General features: G+C 52.6%; 12 protein-coding genes. 7 read left to right on the plus strand and 5 right to left on the minus strand.

Annotation, left to right across the window (positions count from 1 at the left end; all coding sequences use genetic code 11):
* Positions 1-1344 precede the first annotated feature (1344 nt).
* The 4 genes from WMP97_RS11580 (at position 1345) to WMP97_RS11590 (ending at position 4336) form a co-directional block, all read left to right on the plus strand.
* Positions 1345-1995 (plus strand): C39 family peptidase, encoded by a 651-nt coding sequence (locus tag WMP97_RS11580; RefSeq protein WP_239206846.1) that lies wholly within the window; start codon positions 1345-1347, stop codon positions 1993-1995.
* A 499-nt stretch (positions 1996-2494) separates the two neighbouring features.
* Complete coding sequence (locus WMP97_RS11870) at positions 2495-3109, plus strand: CPBP family intramembrane glutamic endopeptidase (RefSeq protein WP_349839618.1); 615 nt, start codon at positions 2495-2497, stop codon at positions 3107-3109.
* A gap of 383 nt (positions 3110-3492) precedes the next feature.
* Entirely contained in the window at positions 3493-4089 is a 597-nt protein-coding gene (locus tag WMP97_RS11585) for a ParA family protein (RefSeq protein WP_239206847.1), read from the plus strand.
* A 10-nt stretch (positions 4090-4099) separates the two neighbouring features.
* A complete protein-coding gene (locus WMP97_RS11590) occupies positions 4100-4336 on the plus strand; it encodes a peptide transporter (RefSeq protein ID WP_301733084.1) in 237 nt (78 codons plus the stop codon).
* A gap of 50 nt (positions 4337-4386) precedes the next feature.
* Here WMP97_RS11590 and WMP97_RS11595 read toward each other — a convergent pair whose 3' ends face one another.
* Complete coding sequence (locus tag WMP97_RS11595) at positions 4387-5673, minus strand: hypothetical protein (protein WP_340440545.1); 1287 nt, start codon at positions 5671-5673, stop codon at positions 4387-4389.
* A gap of 1892 nt (positions 5674-7565) precedes the next feature.
* On the opposite strand from WMP97_RS11595, the gene WMP97_RS11600 reads away from it, so the two are divergent.
* A complete protein-coding gene (locus tag WMP97_RS11600) occupies positions 7566-8516 on the plus strand; it encodes a replication protein RepA (protein ID WP_239206849.1) in 951 nt (316 codons plus the stop codon).
* An 836-nt stretch (positions 8517-9352) separates the two neighbouring features.
* On the plus strand, positions 9353-10591 hold the full coding sequence (locus WMP97_RS11605; RefSeq protein WP_239206855.1) for an IS256 family transposase: 1239 nt from the start codon (positions 9353-9355) through the stop codon (positions 10589-10591).
* A gap of 415 nt (positions 10592-11006) precedes the next feature.
* Here the strand turns inward: WMP97_RS11605 and WMP97_RS11610 are convergent, their stop codons facing one another.
* The 3 genes from WMP97_RS11610 to WMP97_RS11620 form a co-directional block, all read right to left on the minus strand.
* Positions 11007-11555 carry a hypothetical protein gene (locus WMP97_RS11610; RefSeq protein WP_239206850.1) on the minus strand — a complete coding sequence of 183 codons (549 nt, stop codon included), beginning with the start codon at positions 11553-11555 and terminating at the stop codon, positions 11007-11009.
* A gap of 124 nt (positions 11556-11679) precedes the next feature.
* A complete protein-coding gene (locus tag WMP97_RS11615) occupies positions 11680-12822 on the minus strand; it encodes a glycoside hydrolase family 26 protein (RefSeq protein WP_340440546.1) in 1143 nt (380 codons plus the stop codon).
* A gap of 27 nt (positions 12823-12849) precedes the next feature.
* A complete protein-coding gene (locus WMP97_RS11620) occupies positions 12850-13794 on the minus strand; it encodes an extracellular catalytic domain type 1 short-chain-length polyhydroxyalkanoate depolymerase (protein WP_340440547.1) in 945 nt (314 codons plus the stop codon).
* A 23-nt stretch (positions 13795-13817) separates the two neighbouring features.
* Between WMP97_RS11620 and WMP97_RS11625 the strand changes: the two genes are divergently transcribed.
* Entirely contained in the window at positions 13818-14465 is a 648-nt protein-coding gene (locus WMP97_RS11625) for a FadR/GntR family transcriptional regulator (protein ID WP_239206853.1), read from the plus strand.
* Between the two features lie 539 nt (positions 14466-15004).
* Here WMP97_RS11625 and WMP97_RS11630 read toward each other — a convergent pair.
* A complete protein-coding gene (locus tag WMP97_RS11630) occupies positions 15005-15154 on the minus strand; it encodes a hypothetical protein (protein ID WP_239206854.1) in 150 nt (49 codons plus the stop codon).
* Positions 15155-15755 lie beyond the last annotated feature (601 nt).

Below are 15755 nucleotides of genomic sequence, written 5' to 3' on the forward strand. Positions count from 1 at the left end.
GCCACTGTCTGACAGCTCTCACCAGCAAGCACTCGCTCCACGGCCTGGGCACGTTTATCAGGTGACAAGTGGGCGCGTCTAGGCCGCACTTCGATTACACCAGCTTTCTTTAACCTGCTGTGAAGCAAGCCAGTCGATATTCCAACAGTCTGTGCTGCTTGACTGATCGACATACCTGCACGCACCAACCCAACAGCCTCACGGACAAACGGATCACGCAAACGACTCGCACGCCTGCCTGGAGGTTCGACACCTCTTACCCTCAACCAACCGTAAACCGATTCGGGGCCTACACCCACATCACGCGCGACCAGGCTAACTGCCTCGCCTGCCACCACGCGCTCAACAGCAGCATCCTTAACATCCTTCGGAGTCCAACGCGTCACAACTACCTCCCGGTCGAAGTGGCGCATTCACCCCTTGACAGCACGGGTTTGGCGTGTCTTTAAACATTTTAAATATGTGTGCATGTGCATATAGACATATACGCATATCATTATATACGTGCGTTTAGGTGTTATCTTGATTTTTGGAAAGAAGGCCACCCAAAGAAGTATTGCGGTGAGCTATATAGAGCTCTAGCAGGGTAGGGACTTAGGTGAGACAGAGATATACGTCGCACCAGCTGGGGCATCTACCAATAAGGATTAGCCTCCGACTAGCGCGGTGCTGAGTAAAACAGGTGAAATCAATCCGTATACCGCAATGCTTTCTAAAAGGCTAAACCACGCGGAATGATTGATAGATTCTGCTCACTGTAATGCACTACAGAGGCACTAAAGCCACCAGGGGCCGCACGTCTACTCTATGACTCTCACCGCAGCGAAACGCCGAATAAGAAAGTGTCGAACTAGACCTCTTAAAAGACGAACTATCACTCCAGAATTAGTCCCACGATTAATGCGGTCCTGCACATATCGCGATCGATACGGAATGGCGTTCACTGAATCGAATAGAGGTTCAAAAGTTGCAGTCTTGCGCACTAATGATATAGATCACGCTAATCAATTAGGAAAATCTCAACTGCATTTTCTAGAAGCTGTGGCAGACGTCCAAAGGGTTTCATCGTCAGCGCATTGCCGCTCAAGAAAACAGGAAAGTACACAATCCTCTTCTGGGGGCACAATAATCTGACTCTTTGTCACGCGTTGTCTAATCTCACACTGTTAAAAGTAAGCCAGTTCTCGACCCAATAAGATGCAGTAAGTTGCGTTTAGTACGGAGTCTTCCGTTTTATTAATAGGGTGTAGGTTGTACTGCGATACGTAAACCTTTGTTGTAGGGTCGGTGGCGTCCTATTAGGGAATAGGAATTACATCGTTTTAAGACCCGAAGGAGACTTCCTTGTTAGCCCATCTCAACAAGAAAATTGCCGCCGGTGTTCTTACCGCCGCAGCTGCCACCGGCGTTTTGGCACCCACGCCTGACACCCACTCTAACCAGGGTTCTGGCTTCGGTACTGTCGCTACTGCGCAGGCTGAAACCAAGCACAAGTTCCAGTACATCTCCCAGGCTCAAGACCAGGGCACACAGTGGGAGGACTGTGGTCCTGCCACTATTTTGATGGCTCTGCTGCAAAACGGCGGTGACGTCCCAGCCAGCTACACCAAGTCCAACCAGGCTCAGGCTATGACCGATATTCGCGGCAACATCAGCGGTTACCTGCAAACCGGCCAGGTCGTCGATATCCTCAACCAGCGTGGTGTTTCTGGCAAGCAGCACCTCAATGGTGATGCAGTCAAAGCTATCGATGACATCAAGAAGGGTAAAAAGGCCATCATCTTGGCTCAGACCGGTGTCATCAGCGGCGAGATGGCTAAGCCAGGCTTCGGGCACTACGTCTACGTTTCCGGCTACGACAAGGATAAGAAGACCTTCACCGTCAACGATCCGCTAAAGAATGAGCGCGCGTCCTACCAGGCTACTGAAGACAACATCCGCGCTATCATCACTCAGCCAGCTGCAGGCAACTCCCAGTGGGTCTACACCATGTAAACCCCTACAGTCAGGAAACTGACATCCCAACAACCTGCTTTGTGAGCAAATAGAGAGATTTATTCCCCTAGAGTTTTGTAAAACGCTAGGGGAATTTTTCTATCCCCACCCACGAAGGTTTCCTCTATGTCAGGTCATGACAAAGCCCCTAGGTGCTCACCACGACGCCTAGGGGCTTCTACCGCACCGGAAAGCGGTGTTCATCTGTTATGCAACCCGCCACAGTCAAAGGGTGCTATGGCGGGCAGAATTAAACATAGCAGGAGAGCCCCCTGTCCCGACGTCATATCGCAATCACCTAAAAAATAGACAACCTGCCAACGGGCAAGAAGCCTCTAAACCTCAGGAGAATTTAGTCCCTAGGGAGGAATTTATTGCCAATTCAGCATGGACAATAGTTCCTATGCAGAATGGTCAACCACACCCTGTAGGTTCTTACTCGCTTCCTCCCACAGTCCGCACGCCGCATCTCATCTGGGCTGCCCTAAGCATGCTCGGCATGGATGCCGGAACTTGCGCAGGAGGACTACTTTTTGGCTACATATTCAAATCCGGAGCGTGGATCGCCTTCGGTGCCGTCATCTTTGGCGCAGCAGGTGGACTAGGAACCTTATGGTTCGGACTGTGTCACCGACTAAAATGGAACCTTAATGATCTGGGTTTTCAAAACAGCACTCACTCCCTATGGCACCTAATCTGGTGGGCACCACTGACACTTCTCATCAGTGCTACAGCTTCAGCTATAGTTGGTTCAATATCTGGAGTGTCACCTTCGGAAAGCGGCCTCGATGAAAGCACTCACCTAGGCCTAGCCGCACAAACTGCAGTAATAATTGGCACTGTAATAGCCATGCCTTTCCTAGAAGAAGTCGTATTCCGAAGAGTGCTACTTGATTGGCTACAACAACACACTCCCGCGTGGGCAGCGGGATTAATCTCCGTATTAGCGTTTGCCGGAGCCCACATCGCCCCGCCCTTGATGATCTACACCCTATTCCTAGGGTCGTCACTCACGCTCGCCAGATTCTGGTTTAAAACAACAAAAGCATCATTTCTCATACACGCTTTTAACAACCTTGTTGTGTCTACACTGCTACTTTCCGGACTATCATGATTGAGCTCTAAAGAGGCTCCAAGAAGACGATAAAGAAAACTCCCCTAGTGCTTCTCGTCGTTGGAAGCACTAGGGGAGAAGCCACCTGCGGGGGATTGTGGCTTTTTTATTTTCCTTCCGTCCGACTATGCGCCGGGGGAGGTGCGCTGCGGACACTCAAAACCATACCGCCTTACAGCGCGCCCGCGACAGGAGTATCCCTCGGCAAGGGGATAGCTTTGAATTTCAGGATGAGCATATATTCATATGCGCATATCAGTATATGAATATAAAGTGACTTTTAGTTCAGTTCCCTACTTAGCGGTTTCCATGCATATAGCAATATATACGCACATGCGCATGTCACTACCCACGTAAATCCTTCCTGAATCTATTCTTTTTGTATGACTCGAGTAATTTCCGTAATTCAGTCGAAAGGTGGGACGGGGAAGACCACACTTTCGGTAATGCTCGCAGAGGCAATTCGGAAGATGGGTTATGCGGTTGCAGTCGCAGACGGCGATCCCCAGCAATCTGCCATCCGATGGGCAACCAAAGTGAAGGATTTTCCATTTCCTATCGAATCTGTCCGCAGCTCAAGTGATTTCTCTGGAGTTGTCAGAAGAGGGAACAATCCGGACTTTCTTATAGTCGACACCCCTCCAGGTGGTTTAGCTTTCATTACCGAAAGTGCTGAGGCTGCCGATTTAGTCCTTCTTCCCACTGGTGTTTCCCCGATGGATATTGATAGAACGCAGGTAACGCTTTCTTGGCTAATGGAAATGGGGATACCAACAGCAGTTGTTCTGTCGAATGTCGACAGGAGGGAAAGACTTCTAGATGAGGTCCATGCCGAGCTGGAGGGTGATGAGACTGCAGCGCTTGCTGAAACAGTCATCCCAACTAGGGCGGCTACACGGCGTGCTTTCGGAACAAAGCCCAGCAGTACGAAGGTGTGGGATTCTTTGGCTCGAGAAGTAGTCGCAGCATTTGAGGATTAAGGGGTAGATGATGGCAATTCCAAAGGCCAAGAATAAGGCGCGAGAAGAAGCGTCTGGAAATAGGCCGGAGAGCTCGCCTTCAACAAAGATGTTCGCTCAAGCTAATGATAAAGCGACACGTCTTCAGTTGTACGTCCGTGATCGACAATTGATTAAAGAGCTCAAACTCGCTGCAGTGGAAGAAGAGAAGAGCATCTCCCAACTTTTTGAAGAGTGGGCTACACGATGGCTCGAGGAAAGAAGCTGATTACCTGGTATATACCCATGTGAGAGCTAGCGCATTGACCTCGCTGTTTTCTAAAGCTCTAGGCCTTGTTCTTCTTCAAGCTCATCAGCGGGTGCTTGCTCGTCGGTGGCGTCGCTGTCGCTGGTAACGCTTTGTTCCTCGCCACCTAGGCCAAGGCTGGCGAGGAAGTCAAGGCTTGCTCGCGCGCCCCCGTTCAGTTCGCTGGTGTCTTCGTCTTGGGCGTTGTCGGTGCTTTCGGCTTCTGGGGCGGTCTCGGATGCTGGTGGTTCTTCCTCCATCTCGTTGTAGTGAGTGTTGTCTGGTTCGTAAGCGGCGGCGATGGTATCTGCCATCATCTCGCGGATTGTCTCTTGGACAGGTTCATCTATGCCAAGGCGGCGTAGTTCGTAGGTGCGTTGTGCGGCCAGCAAGTTGACTTCATCGGCGATGTAGCCTGCATGGTCAGCGACATCGTTAGGGATTTCTTCTGCGCACAAGCGTGTGGCGATGTCGGCGCGGTCGGCGAAGTCCATTTTCTCGCGGCGGATAGTATCGAGTCGCTGTTGAAGCCTATAGGTATGTTCGCTGTCGTGTTGTGCGGCAGCGTTTAGGCGCTTGCCCCATTCTTCTGTGTCGTCGGCACGGTAGCAGATTTCGTCCCACAGACCTGCCTCCGGCAAGTTAGCACCAGTATCCTCAATGGCCTGCTGAGCTAAGCTGCGGCGCTGTTGCGCCTGTTCAAGACGCTTGTGCGCATGGTCTATGCGCTGTTGGTACGTACCATAGCCTGCGGCGTCGTGGTCATAGGCCTGCTCGGCAACCGAGCGGGTGTAATCATCGGCCAGTAGGCGTTGGTGCTCAATGGTTGCGCGGGCAGCTTCTTCTTCGCGAAGGGCCGCACTGTGGTCTGCCATGGCCCGCTCGTAGGCGCGAATGCGCCCAGCAGTAAGTACTACCTGCTGATAGTCGGCCTGTACCTCGTTAAGGGCTGCGTCTTTGTCCTCGTGTAGGCGAGTGGTAATGCTTGCCTCTTGCCAGGTCAGCGACTCAACCTTCGAGCGGGCAAAGCGTGCGTGCTCTGCCAGCACAGTTTGGTTGAGCTGGTTGAGGTTTCCTTCCTCTCCGGTAAGGCGAGCAGTTTCCGCGCGGTCGTAAGGGTTGTGGGCGCGAAGCCACGTATCGAGTTCTATATCTGTCTGACCAGATATAGGAGGCAGCTGGTTGCGTTTGCCCGTATCACGCTGGCGGAACACTTCGGTCAGCTCTACTGCGTCAGGCAATTCATGGAACAAGGTTGCCAGCAGCCCGGAGTGTGTCTTAACCGCCGAGTATTGCTCGAGGTCGCCAACGAAGACCACGCTCGCCTAGGCAGTAGTGGCGGTTTCTAAGACACGGTTCATGTCCGAGTTAGTCACCATTCCGGCTTCGTCTATGCGATTGGTACACAGTTGTTAACGCTCCAAGAGGAGAAATACTAATACTTAGCACTTTGTAACGCAACGGCGTTGCTTCTGCGCTACAACTGCGCACTAATAACGACATTGAAATCTGTTACGTTAATCGTTACAGAAAGTAAGTGACCAGCAAGCCACTCGGACACCTCCGGTGCCTCGTGGCGCTGGCGAGGGAGATTCTCTCCCTCAACCCTCTGGTAGCTACGAGCGCCTGGAACCGAAGGTTCCTGGCGCCACCGAGAACCGTAACCAAGGTGCCACGGTGAGGATTGCTACGTGACTTTTTACAAGCGGCCCCTAAAGGGCCGCTTTTTACGTTTCGTAGCAAGAGCATAAGGCTAATTCGCCCGCCTTCAGGCGGGCGAATTAGTGGCAGCGGGTCACCGCTGCCAGTTGTGCCGGCTATGCCGGCTGTCACCCCCTCCTCAGAGGGGGTGACACCACAACCCCTTATGCTCTTTTTGCTGATTTTGCTGCTTGCAGCTACATCCGTGTATTTCTAGACGAAAACATATAATGACCTGGGGTTTTTAATGCATACATTAAAGCGTTTTCCGCTTCGATTTTAATGCATCATATGAAGCATTAGCTTAAATCCCCAGGTCACAGAGTCGTTAATGTATACATTAGTTTTAGTGAGTGACGCAATGTATACATTAACGATTTTCAGTGAAAACAGGGTCTTAGCTACGTGTTTTATAAAGCACACTGCTGTAACTAAATGCATAAGAGTGCTAAGTTAAAGTGATATAAGCAATAAAAATGGCAACGCCACCCGTAACTCTCGGCTAAAAGTGAAACGAATGGCGTTGCCTCGGAAATGAGGGGTTGCCTCATGGTTTTACAATACAACAATACCGTTACCGCATGTGAAAACAGCACACACGAGACCGCTTCAGGCGGCTCGACAGAGCCGCCCTTGATTCTATGAATCGTGCACTATGGTTAGTGCTGTCGGCAAGACTCTCAGGTCTAATTATGATTTCGTCTGGGGGTCTTTTGTTTAGCACAGGGTTATCAGCTGATAATGCAGGTACTGGGCAACAATCCGGCAGCGCCATCATTCCTTTACCAGTAGTGGGAACTGGCACTGCACTTTTGATTCTTGTCTTTGTTTTCTCTGGTCCCCTATTCGAGAAAAATTCCCAAGCGACAGCCATTAGTCACTTCTAGCATTAACTTCCCTCATTTTCTTTACGGATCTTAGCATTGGGCTTCAGTCTGGCACGTACACAGATGGATGGTCCTAAGAGAGGTTAATATGCCGTATCGAAAAATATTCGTGCTAATTTTCGCAGTTGCATATATCACTATTGCTAGAGACTATAGCGCTAGTAAGTGGACAGATTCCTCTAATGATCACGAAAATCTGCACCTTATTCTGTTTACGCTTGTGGTGTTGACAGCGTTAGTAGCGGTGTATCTAATAAATAAGAACCAACTGATGCAGTCTTCATTAAATCGAATAGCCAATAGGCCTCTTGGTGGGAATCGCCACCATTACTAAATCTCCCAGTAAATAACACTGATGTGATTTAATAGTCGGAGAAAATAAAAAGCCGCCCTACACTCGTGGGGTGCGCAGCGCGAGCGGCACACACCCTCGGTTCAAGTCCAGGGCGCGCACACTCCTCAAAACATGAGGAAACCCCCGCATCATCGAGCGCCAACTCTAGCGGGGGTCCAAAAGAAAAACGACACCGACCGTGTCGGTTAAGACTTTACCACTTCCCCACGGACAGTGAGCAAAGCACAACACGGTCGGTGCCGCTAATCCGAAAGGAGACCACGGCACCATGCAGCCCCGAGACGAGCGACGCACCAAGCTCGAAGCAGTCAAAGAACTAGCCCGCAGGCAAGAACATGACGCCGCACAAGAACTCCTCCAAGCCCAAGACGTCGGCTACACCTCCAAACTCTTCGTCCAAGCACTCTTCCCCTACCGCAACCCAGACAACAACGAACGAAAAATAACTACTACTGAAGGCACCATCAGCGTCTACTCACCCAACGGCCTGCCATACGGCAAGTACCCACGCCTCATCATGGCATACATCATCACCCGCGCCGTAGCTAATGCCGGACGCCTCAAAGAAGGCAAAGTCAACCATGAAGAAGCCCGCCGCATTCCACTAGGCCACTCCATGAGCCACTTCCTCCAAGCAATCGGCATCACCGGACGCGGCACAGGCGGCGCAACAGGAAATCTCTCTAAAATCCGCGACCAGCTTCTACGCCTAGCTAGTTCAGCAATCACTGTCCAAAGCGACGACGGGGTTCACGCACGGGGTCGCAACACCCAAATTCTCGAAGACTGGAACCTCTGGTTCGACCCACGCGACCCCAACCAGGGCAGCTTCATGGAATCAGAACTTGTCCTCACTCCCCAGTTCTTCAAGCACATTGCCGAAGCACCTATCCCCATCGACCTCAACGTACTGCGCGAGCTCAACAAACCCCGCGCAATGGACCTTTATATCTGGCTCACGGTAAAGCAGTACTGGCTAGCTAAAAACAACCGCGAAGCCTACACCTTCACCTGGGACATGATCGCCGCCAACTTCGCCACCAAAATCCTGCAAACAGGCCAAGACTGGGTTAATTTCCGCACTGAAATAAAGAAAGCCATTCTTGAGCTCACTACCGCGTGGCCCAAGGCCGGCATTACAGCGGACACGAACGGTGTGACAGTCACTAGAACCTCCCCATCAGTTCAACAGAAGCCACCTCGCCCCGAGCTCGACTAGACCAATCGCGGAGAAGCAGCGCCCTCCGGGGCGCTTTCTTTTTGCGCAAAACAGGCTGCGCATATTTACCAATACAGCTGCGCATATTTACCAATACGAGGATTCCCCCAGCTCAGACTGCGCATATTTACCAATACGCTTTGCGAGTCTGCGCATATTTACCAATACAGCTGCGCATATTTACCAATACAGCTGCGCATATTTACCAATACAGCTGCGCATATTTACCAATACGAGGCCAGTTATCCACAGGGTTTCACCTGCGGGTTTACCTATTTTCCCAGGTCGCTTATAACTATATCCCTGTAGATCTATATCCCCAGCCGATCAACCAACAAAACCGTTCACTACGGGTTACTGTTTATGCTCCCGCCTCGCCTTGCGGCTCGTTGGGCTGCCGCCCAAATCAAAGATTTGGTTGCCACCAAAACACCCCACAACAACCACAATCCTACGACCCTCCACGTAGTTTTGTGCTTCTTGCAAACAAGGGTAAACCCCTGTACGACACACAGCGTGACAACCGAGGTGGTACTCGATGTACTACTTGTAGGTAGCAAGCGTACGATCGCACACGTTTTGCAGCACCGGACAATCCCGTTAATAACAGCGACTCCTACTTCGCTGGCCAGATATCTTAACCGTAAACGTTTATTGAACCTGGAGGTTGTGGGGTTGCCCGCAAGTTGTGGACACGTTGTTAAGCTGCTTAGGGGTGGTTGCGTCCCTTAGTGTGGTGTAACGCTTGCTGATGGTGGGCCCTTGGAAATAGTGGGGCGACCATCGTCAGTAACCTTTCGACTCAACTACCACATCTCACCGAAAGGCACATGACGATGACCGCTGCACCGCATTCTATCGACCCTGCAACCTATCTGGATGATCTGCTCGCCCAAGCCTCCCCTGACCTGATGCGGCAGATGCTGCAAGGGTTTATCAACCAGATCCTCTCCGCCCAGGCCGACACCGTCTGCGGCGCCGAATACGGCGTCGCTTCTGAACAGCGGGTCAACCACCGCAACGGGTACCGCCACCGCGACCTCGACACCCGTGTCGGCACGATCGATGTGGCAGTACCGAAGCTGCGCCACGGTGCGTTCTTCCCGGACTGGCTGTTAGAGCGACGCTCACGTGCCGAACGCGCACTATCAACGGTGATTGCCACGTGCTACCTCAAAGGGGTCTCCACCCGCAGGATGAACGATTCGGTGGCCACGCTGGGGATTGCCAACCTGTCGAAATCGCAAGTCTCACGCATGTCGGAAGAACTCGACGAGATGGTCGCAGATTTCAAAAACCGCCCACTTGATCCCGGCGGATACGCCTACCTGTCATGCGACGCGCTAACGATCAAAGTCCGTGAAGGCGGCCGGGTGGTCAAATGCTCAGTGCTGCTAGCTACCGGGGTCAACGCCGACGGCTACCGTGAGATGCTTGGCATGCACGTCGCCACAGCCGAGTCCAACGCGTCGTGGAAAGGCTTCTTCCAAGACCTGAAAGCCCGTGGGCTTCGCGATGTCTACTTGATCACCAGTGATGCCCACGAAGGCATCCAACACGCGATATCTGAAGTGCTGCCCGATGCGTCCTGGCAGCGCTGCCGCACCCATTTTGCGAAGAACCTCTATGAAAAGGTCCCGAAACCCCAGTGGCCGATGGTCTCTGCGATGTTCCAGACGATCTTCCAACAACCTGACGCCCAATCCACCTGGGCACAAGCCCGCGAAGTGGTCGACCTGTTAGAACCGAAATTCCCGCATGTTGCGTCCTACCTGGAGGAATCCCTCGACGAGGTGTTGGCGTTTACCGCAGCCCCGAAACCGGTATGGACGAAAGTCTGGTCCAACAACCCCACCGAGCGGTTAAACCGGGAGATCCGCCGGCGCACCGACGTTGTGGGCATCTTCCCGAACCGCGAATCCATCATCCGGCTTGTCGGGGCGGTTCTTGCCGAGCAGCACGACGACTGGATCCAGCAAAAACGCTACATGTCACTATCCGCACTCGAACACACCAAACACCTCATGCACCGCACAGGAGACGACCATGGTGACCACCACCAGCTAACCGCCTAACCAAACACCGAACTTCATACCGAGCCGAAAGCACCAACGGCTACACCACTACACGGGACTTGACCATCTAATGTTGTCTATTTAATCGACTTGACCTGCCATATTCTGAGTACTTCGTGATGAGTGAGTCTTTCACTGCAATGTCCCATGGGTGGTTTCTTTTAGCGATTCCTCCATCTGGCGTTGCACCGCGATCTCCGTGAGCTCCGCGAGGTATTCCTATCGAATCTGGTTTTTCTGTACCGGTCTGTGTGTGATTGACGGCCCTATATCCCGCGTTAACCTGTCCGGTTTGTTGTTGAGGAGGCGGGCGCAGAACTTGGGGGGATAGGTCAGGATTGAAGGGCGCGACATGAAAAACGGTGTGCATTTCCGTAAGAGGGGGAGTTGCACACCGCTGGTGGTATGGAGGGGGTTAGTGTGTGAGAAGGGGGCCTTTGTCGACGCGGAGACCAGAGTGGGGGTTGACGATGATGGTGTGTGGTCCGTTGGCGGGGTAGCTGTTCATTGCTTTTTGGGTAGCGTTTTTCCCTGCCCACATATCAACGTGTTGTTGCTCACCGTTGTGCCAATCTTGGAGGCATTCGTGGCAGGTATCTTCGGCGATGAAGTAGCGGTGAACGGCGGGGATGTAGAAGCGTGTTCCTTGGGAGAAGGGGCCGCCGTGTGCTGGGTCGGCGACAGCGAGGGTGGTGGGGTTTTCCCAGGTGCCGTCACCGCTGGCGAGTTTGTGGATTGTTTTTCCTTTATACGCAGGATCGTCTTTTGGCCAGGCGATTCCTCGGGGGTTGTCGTTGTCGGGTGTGATGTTGTCGTTGTCTTTCCCTCCGTAGAGGGTGAGTTGGACGTTATAGATTTTTTCGTTATCTGCGTATGCAGAGGCTGCTGGGGTTATGGACAGGCCGAGGCTTGTGATACCGACGGTCGTAGCAAGAACTACGGCGAGTTTCCGTGGAGACATCATTGACGATTCGTTCCTTTCTAGGATGAAAGCTGACCAAGAGAAATGGAAAGATCAGGGAGCTATCGGTCAGGTGGTTTCCTGGATGTAGAGGTGGGACCTATCCTGACCGAGTGAGTAGGTTCTGCTAGCGGCCCTGGAATTGTGCTGTAGAAATGTGGTTTTTCTTGTTTCCCCCGATGTAGTTGTCGTGACGAGCTAGAGAGTTAAAAGCGGGGAAACGGTGATCGTCGGCGCTGTTGATCACGGTCCAGTCGATGAGGGTTCCGTCTTCCTTTTTCTTATTGTTGAAGTAGTTGAGCATTTTGATTCTCTGCTTCTGAGGGGATATGTAGTAGCTGGTGAAGCCGTAGAGGTCGTTGAACCATTGGTTTTTATCCCCGCCGGCGTTGGATGGTACACCGGTTTCAGGAATTGTCAGAGGTTTAGATGGGGCAATGTTGGATACTTCATCTAGTGCTTGTTTCATGATGGTTTCTGGTGATTGCCATCCACTGGAGCGTGCGTTTCCCCAGTTATAGGCGTCAACTCCTACCCAGTCGACGTACCGGTCGCCGGGATAATAGCCGCGGGCTAGGTGTGTAGGATCACAGTCGTTGATTGAACCGCAACTCATCGGTGACCAGATGTATTGGATGGAGTCTTTGTTAGTTAGCCCTACGTGGTCAAAGCGTTCATGGATATGACGGAAGGCGTTGACGTAATCCGTGGGGGTTTGGTTGGCTGTAGCTGACCAGCGGTACCAAGTTCCGTTCATTTCATGGCCGGGGCGGATGTACACTTTCCGATCGTCTTGCGTGTTGAGTGTGTTGTCAGGACCGGCAACGAATGTGCGTACAGTATCGGCAGCACGGTCGATACGGGAATCCAGTTTCCCTTCGGCGATGTTTTTGTCGACGCGTGCTGTGTTTTCATGGTCGCCTTTATGTTTAGCTGCGCCGTCGTAAGGGCCAGCATGAGGATCGCCCTGCTTATTATTTGTAAAGAATTCGAATGTGAGCAATGGTGCAGCCCCCTCGTTCCATGCGTTCGTGAGGTCATTGTTGAGACTGCGGAGAGAATCGTCGCTGAAGTTGCTGAACAGGACCTTCGTAGCCGGTCTTTTCCCGGTGACTGCTTTCATGTCGTCGGAGGTGTGGCCGGTTCCGTCGAACATGCCAAGCAACATAGATGATGGGCTGGCTGCGCTGGCTGGTCCAGCTAGTGAGATACCTGCCGTAAGGGTCAGGGTAGCTGCAGCTGCTTTTGTGAAAAAAGGTTGCCGTTTCATGATTGTTCCTTCGGAAGGGTGGGTGGTTTAGTGGTGGTGGCGGGAGAAAAACTCCCATATGCGGGTGGTTGTGGAGAAACGTGTGTTATATGGTCCGGGTCCACTAGATTTCTGGTGGGATGATCCTGGCCAGTTGTGACCACCGCCTTGAACGGCGTAGTGAACAGCCTCGGAGCTACCTGCGCAGTTTGTCCAGCTCAACCGCTTGGCGCCGTCGGTGGTTGCAACATCAGCTAAGTGTGCGGGAGGTGGTGTGGCGCAGCGATTGCGGCGTGCGAACTCATCGGTGAGTTGACGTCCGGAAATATAGTGCTTCCCGTGGGATGTTCCACCTTGATAGTCAATAGTTTTGTCGTCGGTGCCGTGGACTTCCATGATGGAAACCGGGGATGTCGTGGTGGTTGCGCAGTGAGTGTGTGTATCGGGGTAGTAGGCACCAGCGACAGGGGCAACAGCGGCGAAGACGTCAGGCATAGTGCACCCTAATCGGGCGGCGAAACCACCGCCGTTGGATTTACCTGTCGCGTAGATCCGTGAGTGGTCAACGGAATACGTGTGGTCGAGCTGATGGAGAATGTCTCGTACGAGTTGGGAGTCTTCGTGATGGGTATTGGTCTGGGCGTAGGGGGCTGACTCCCACGCGCGTTTGCCTGTGGTGTCTTTGTTGCCGTCGGGGTAAACGATGATTGCCGGTAGCTGGTCGAGGTCGGAGTAGGTTTCCATGCGCTGGGCGTCTTGTCCGTGTCCGTGGAAGGCGAAGATCACCGGGATGGGATGGGAAGAGTCGAAGTGTTCGGGGGTGGATAACAGGTATGAGCGTGTATGGCCACTCGAGCTGATTGTGTGGAGGGGAGATTGTTGGGTTGATGGAGGGGGTGTGGCGGCAGCTTGAGTGTATTCGGTTCCGCCGATGGTGAACAGGACAGCAGGGGAGGTAGCGATAACACCTTTGAGAGCAAGTGAGTTAGTCACATGTTCTGTTGTATGCTTCCTCTATGGTGTTGTCAAGAGCGGAAAAAGTGCAGCGTCATATTATGGAGGAAATGAGTGCTCAGGGGTTAGCTGCTGGGCAACGGCTTCCGTCTGTGCGCCAGTTAGCTGAGGACTGTCAGGTGACGACGCCAACGGTGCGAGAAGCGTTACGTGCGTTAGAGGCTGCAGGTGTGGTGGAGTTACGGCATGGGTCTGGAACGTATGTGCATCCGCACGCTTTCCGTTTTGTGCGGGCGAATACGTTGATGGTTCCCACACTCTCGCAGTGTCGCGAGTTGGTGGAAGCCCGTGTGATTATTGAGCCGCCTATCGCTGCTGAAGCTGCTCGTCATCGATCGGAGGATGATCTTCGTGCGTTAGAGGAGTGTGCGGAGTGTGCTATTAATGCTCAGCTGCCGGATGATCATGTAAGTTTTCATGTCTTAGTGGCACAGGCAACGGGAAATGATGCACTGGTTGATGTTGTCGAAGGGTTGTTATCAATCCGGAAACAGGCTCATGCGGCATCGCGTGCATTTATTACCGATAGGGAACAGGACCGCGCTCAGCATCGTCGGATTGCTGGGGCTATTAGACGCAGTGACCCGGTTATGGCTGAGCAGTTGATGAGGGATCATCTTCAGTGGCTAGCGACCTGTTCTGATCGATAGCTGCGGCTTTGCAATGTCTAAAGGTGTTTAGTTTTTGGTTGAAGTGTGACCGTGATGTGATTCGCGATTGGTAAGAGGAAACACTGGAGAGGGTGTCAGGAAGTTTGTGTGTGAGGCTCTGATCTAGAAGGAGTTTCACACACAAACTTCCTGATACCCTCCAAGCCCGCTTTAGCGGACCTGGAGACAACGGATACTTTAACTCTCATGAGAACAAGAACTAAAGCGACGGATAGCACTGGTTTGTGCTATCACTCAGACTTCCTACTGAGACTGTGCGTTTCGCGCACCAGGATATTACAGAGATAACGCTAACACACCCTGAGTACAGAGAACGCAGTCAACTGATGTCATGAAAAGCCATTTATGACAGGAATAAATACCTAAGCAAGAGAAGAGACATGAGTGCTCAGTGCGGGAGTATTGCGAAACCTCCGCGCGCGCATTAGCCTAAGACATGACAGCATGGTTCGTCCCTGAGCCATCGCTGCACGATAAAAAGGGCCCCAACGAGTGCCAGCTCGTTGAGACCCTCGGGCCTAAAGACCCACGTGAAGCATCGCGGTAACGAGCTTCACGATTACGGTCGCAAGAACTATGACCTTGGTAGCCACATCGAGCCAGTCAAGCTTGGTGGCATCAAGGTCTTTTCTTTTGCGACCGGGTGTATCCAATGAGTGCTTACCCATTGTCTACCTCCCTTTTACGTCGTAGGGTTGTCCGCTCGCCTGAAAAAGGGCGCGCGGGACAGCCCACGTCACGCGCGGGCCTTACCGCGCACCGACGAGGAAGTCACGCCCACACCCAGCGGGGTGTGATTGTGAACCAGCACTAACGCTAGCAGCCACACCTGACGAGACCTAGAAGCATGATTCCACCCCTGCCTTTATAAAAGCCGCCCACGAGGGAAAACGCGCACAGAGCTACCCGTAGCTGTACCTGGATCCGTCAATTTCCGCGCCTACATGCTGGGGATGAGCATGCGAACGCGCAGGTAGAACTGCACGCGAGCGGACATTTGCTTTAGCAGATGTCATAGCGTGTGCCGTGCCATATGGCGGAACATGCGCTATGCCATATGCTTCATCATGTGGCTTTTAGATCTATGGTGTCTCTCTTTACGGCTAAACACACCGCGGTGTGCCGAAAGTTCTTCTCCTGCCTGCACTAAAAGAGGAGCGTATTATGGGTATTAGTTATCGACTGACTACCCCAAAGGAGTGATTATGGGCGATTTGGAAAACAAGAAGGACGGCCTCGTAGGCAAGGCAAAGGAAGCCTACGGCGAAG

Source organism: Corynebacterium sp. KPL4072, assembly GCF_037908395.1.
In the GTDB taxonomy this organism is placed as follows: Bacteria; Actinomycetota; Actinomycetes; order Mycobacteriales; family Mycobacteriaceae; genus Corynebacterium; species Corynebacterium kefirresidentii.

Coding starts and splice junctions, on each gene's coding strand:
- WMP97_RS11625 (WP_239206853.1), top strand. CDS start 13,818: ATGGTGTTGTCAAGAGCGGAAAAAGTGCAGCGTCATATTATGGAGGAA.
- WMP97_RS11605 (WP_239206855.1), top strand. CDS start 9,353: ATGACCGCTGCACCGCATTCTATCGACCCTGCAACCTATCTGGATGAT.
- WMP97_RS11870 (WP_349839618.1), top strand. CDS start 2,495: ATGGATGCCGGAACTTGCGCAGGAGGACTACTTTTTGGCTACATATTC.
- WMP97_RS11615 (WP_340440546.1), bottom strand. CDS start 12,822: ATGAAACGGCAACCTTTTTTCACAAAAGCAGCTGCAGCTACCCTGACC.
- WMP97_RS11610 (WP_239206850.1), bottom strand. CDS start 11,555: ATGATGTCTCCACGGAAACTCGCCGTAGTTCTTGCTACGACCGTCGGT.
- WMP97_RS11590 (WP_301733084.1), top strand. CDS start 4,100: ATGGCAATTCCAAAGGCCAAGAATAAGGCGCGAGAAGAAGCGTCTGGA.
- WMP97_RS11585 (WP_239206847.1), top strand. CDS start 3,493: ATGACTCGAGTAATTTCCGTAATTCAGTCGAAAGGTGGGACGGGGAAG.
- WMP97_RS11630 (WP_239206854.1), bottom strand. CDS start 15,154: ATGGGTAAGCACTCATTGGATACACCCGGTCGCAAAAGAAAAGACCTT.
- WMP97_RS11600 (WP_239206849.1), top strand. CDS start 7,566: ATGCAGCCCCGAGACGAGCGACGCACCAAGCTCGAAGCAGTCAAAGAA.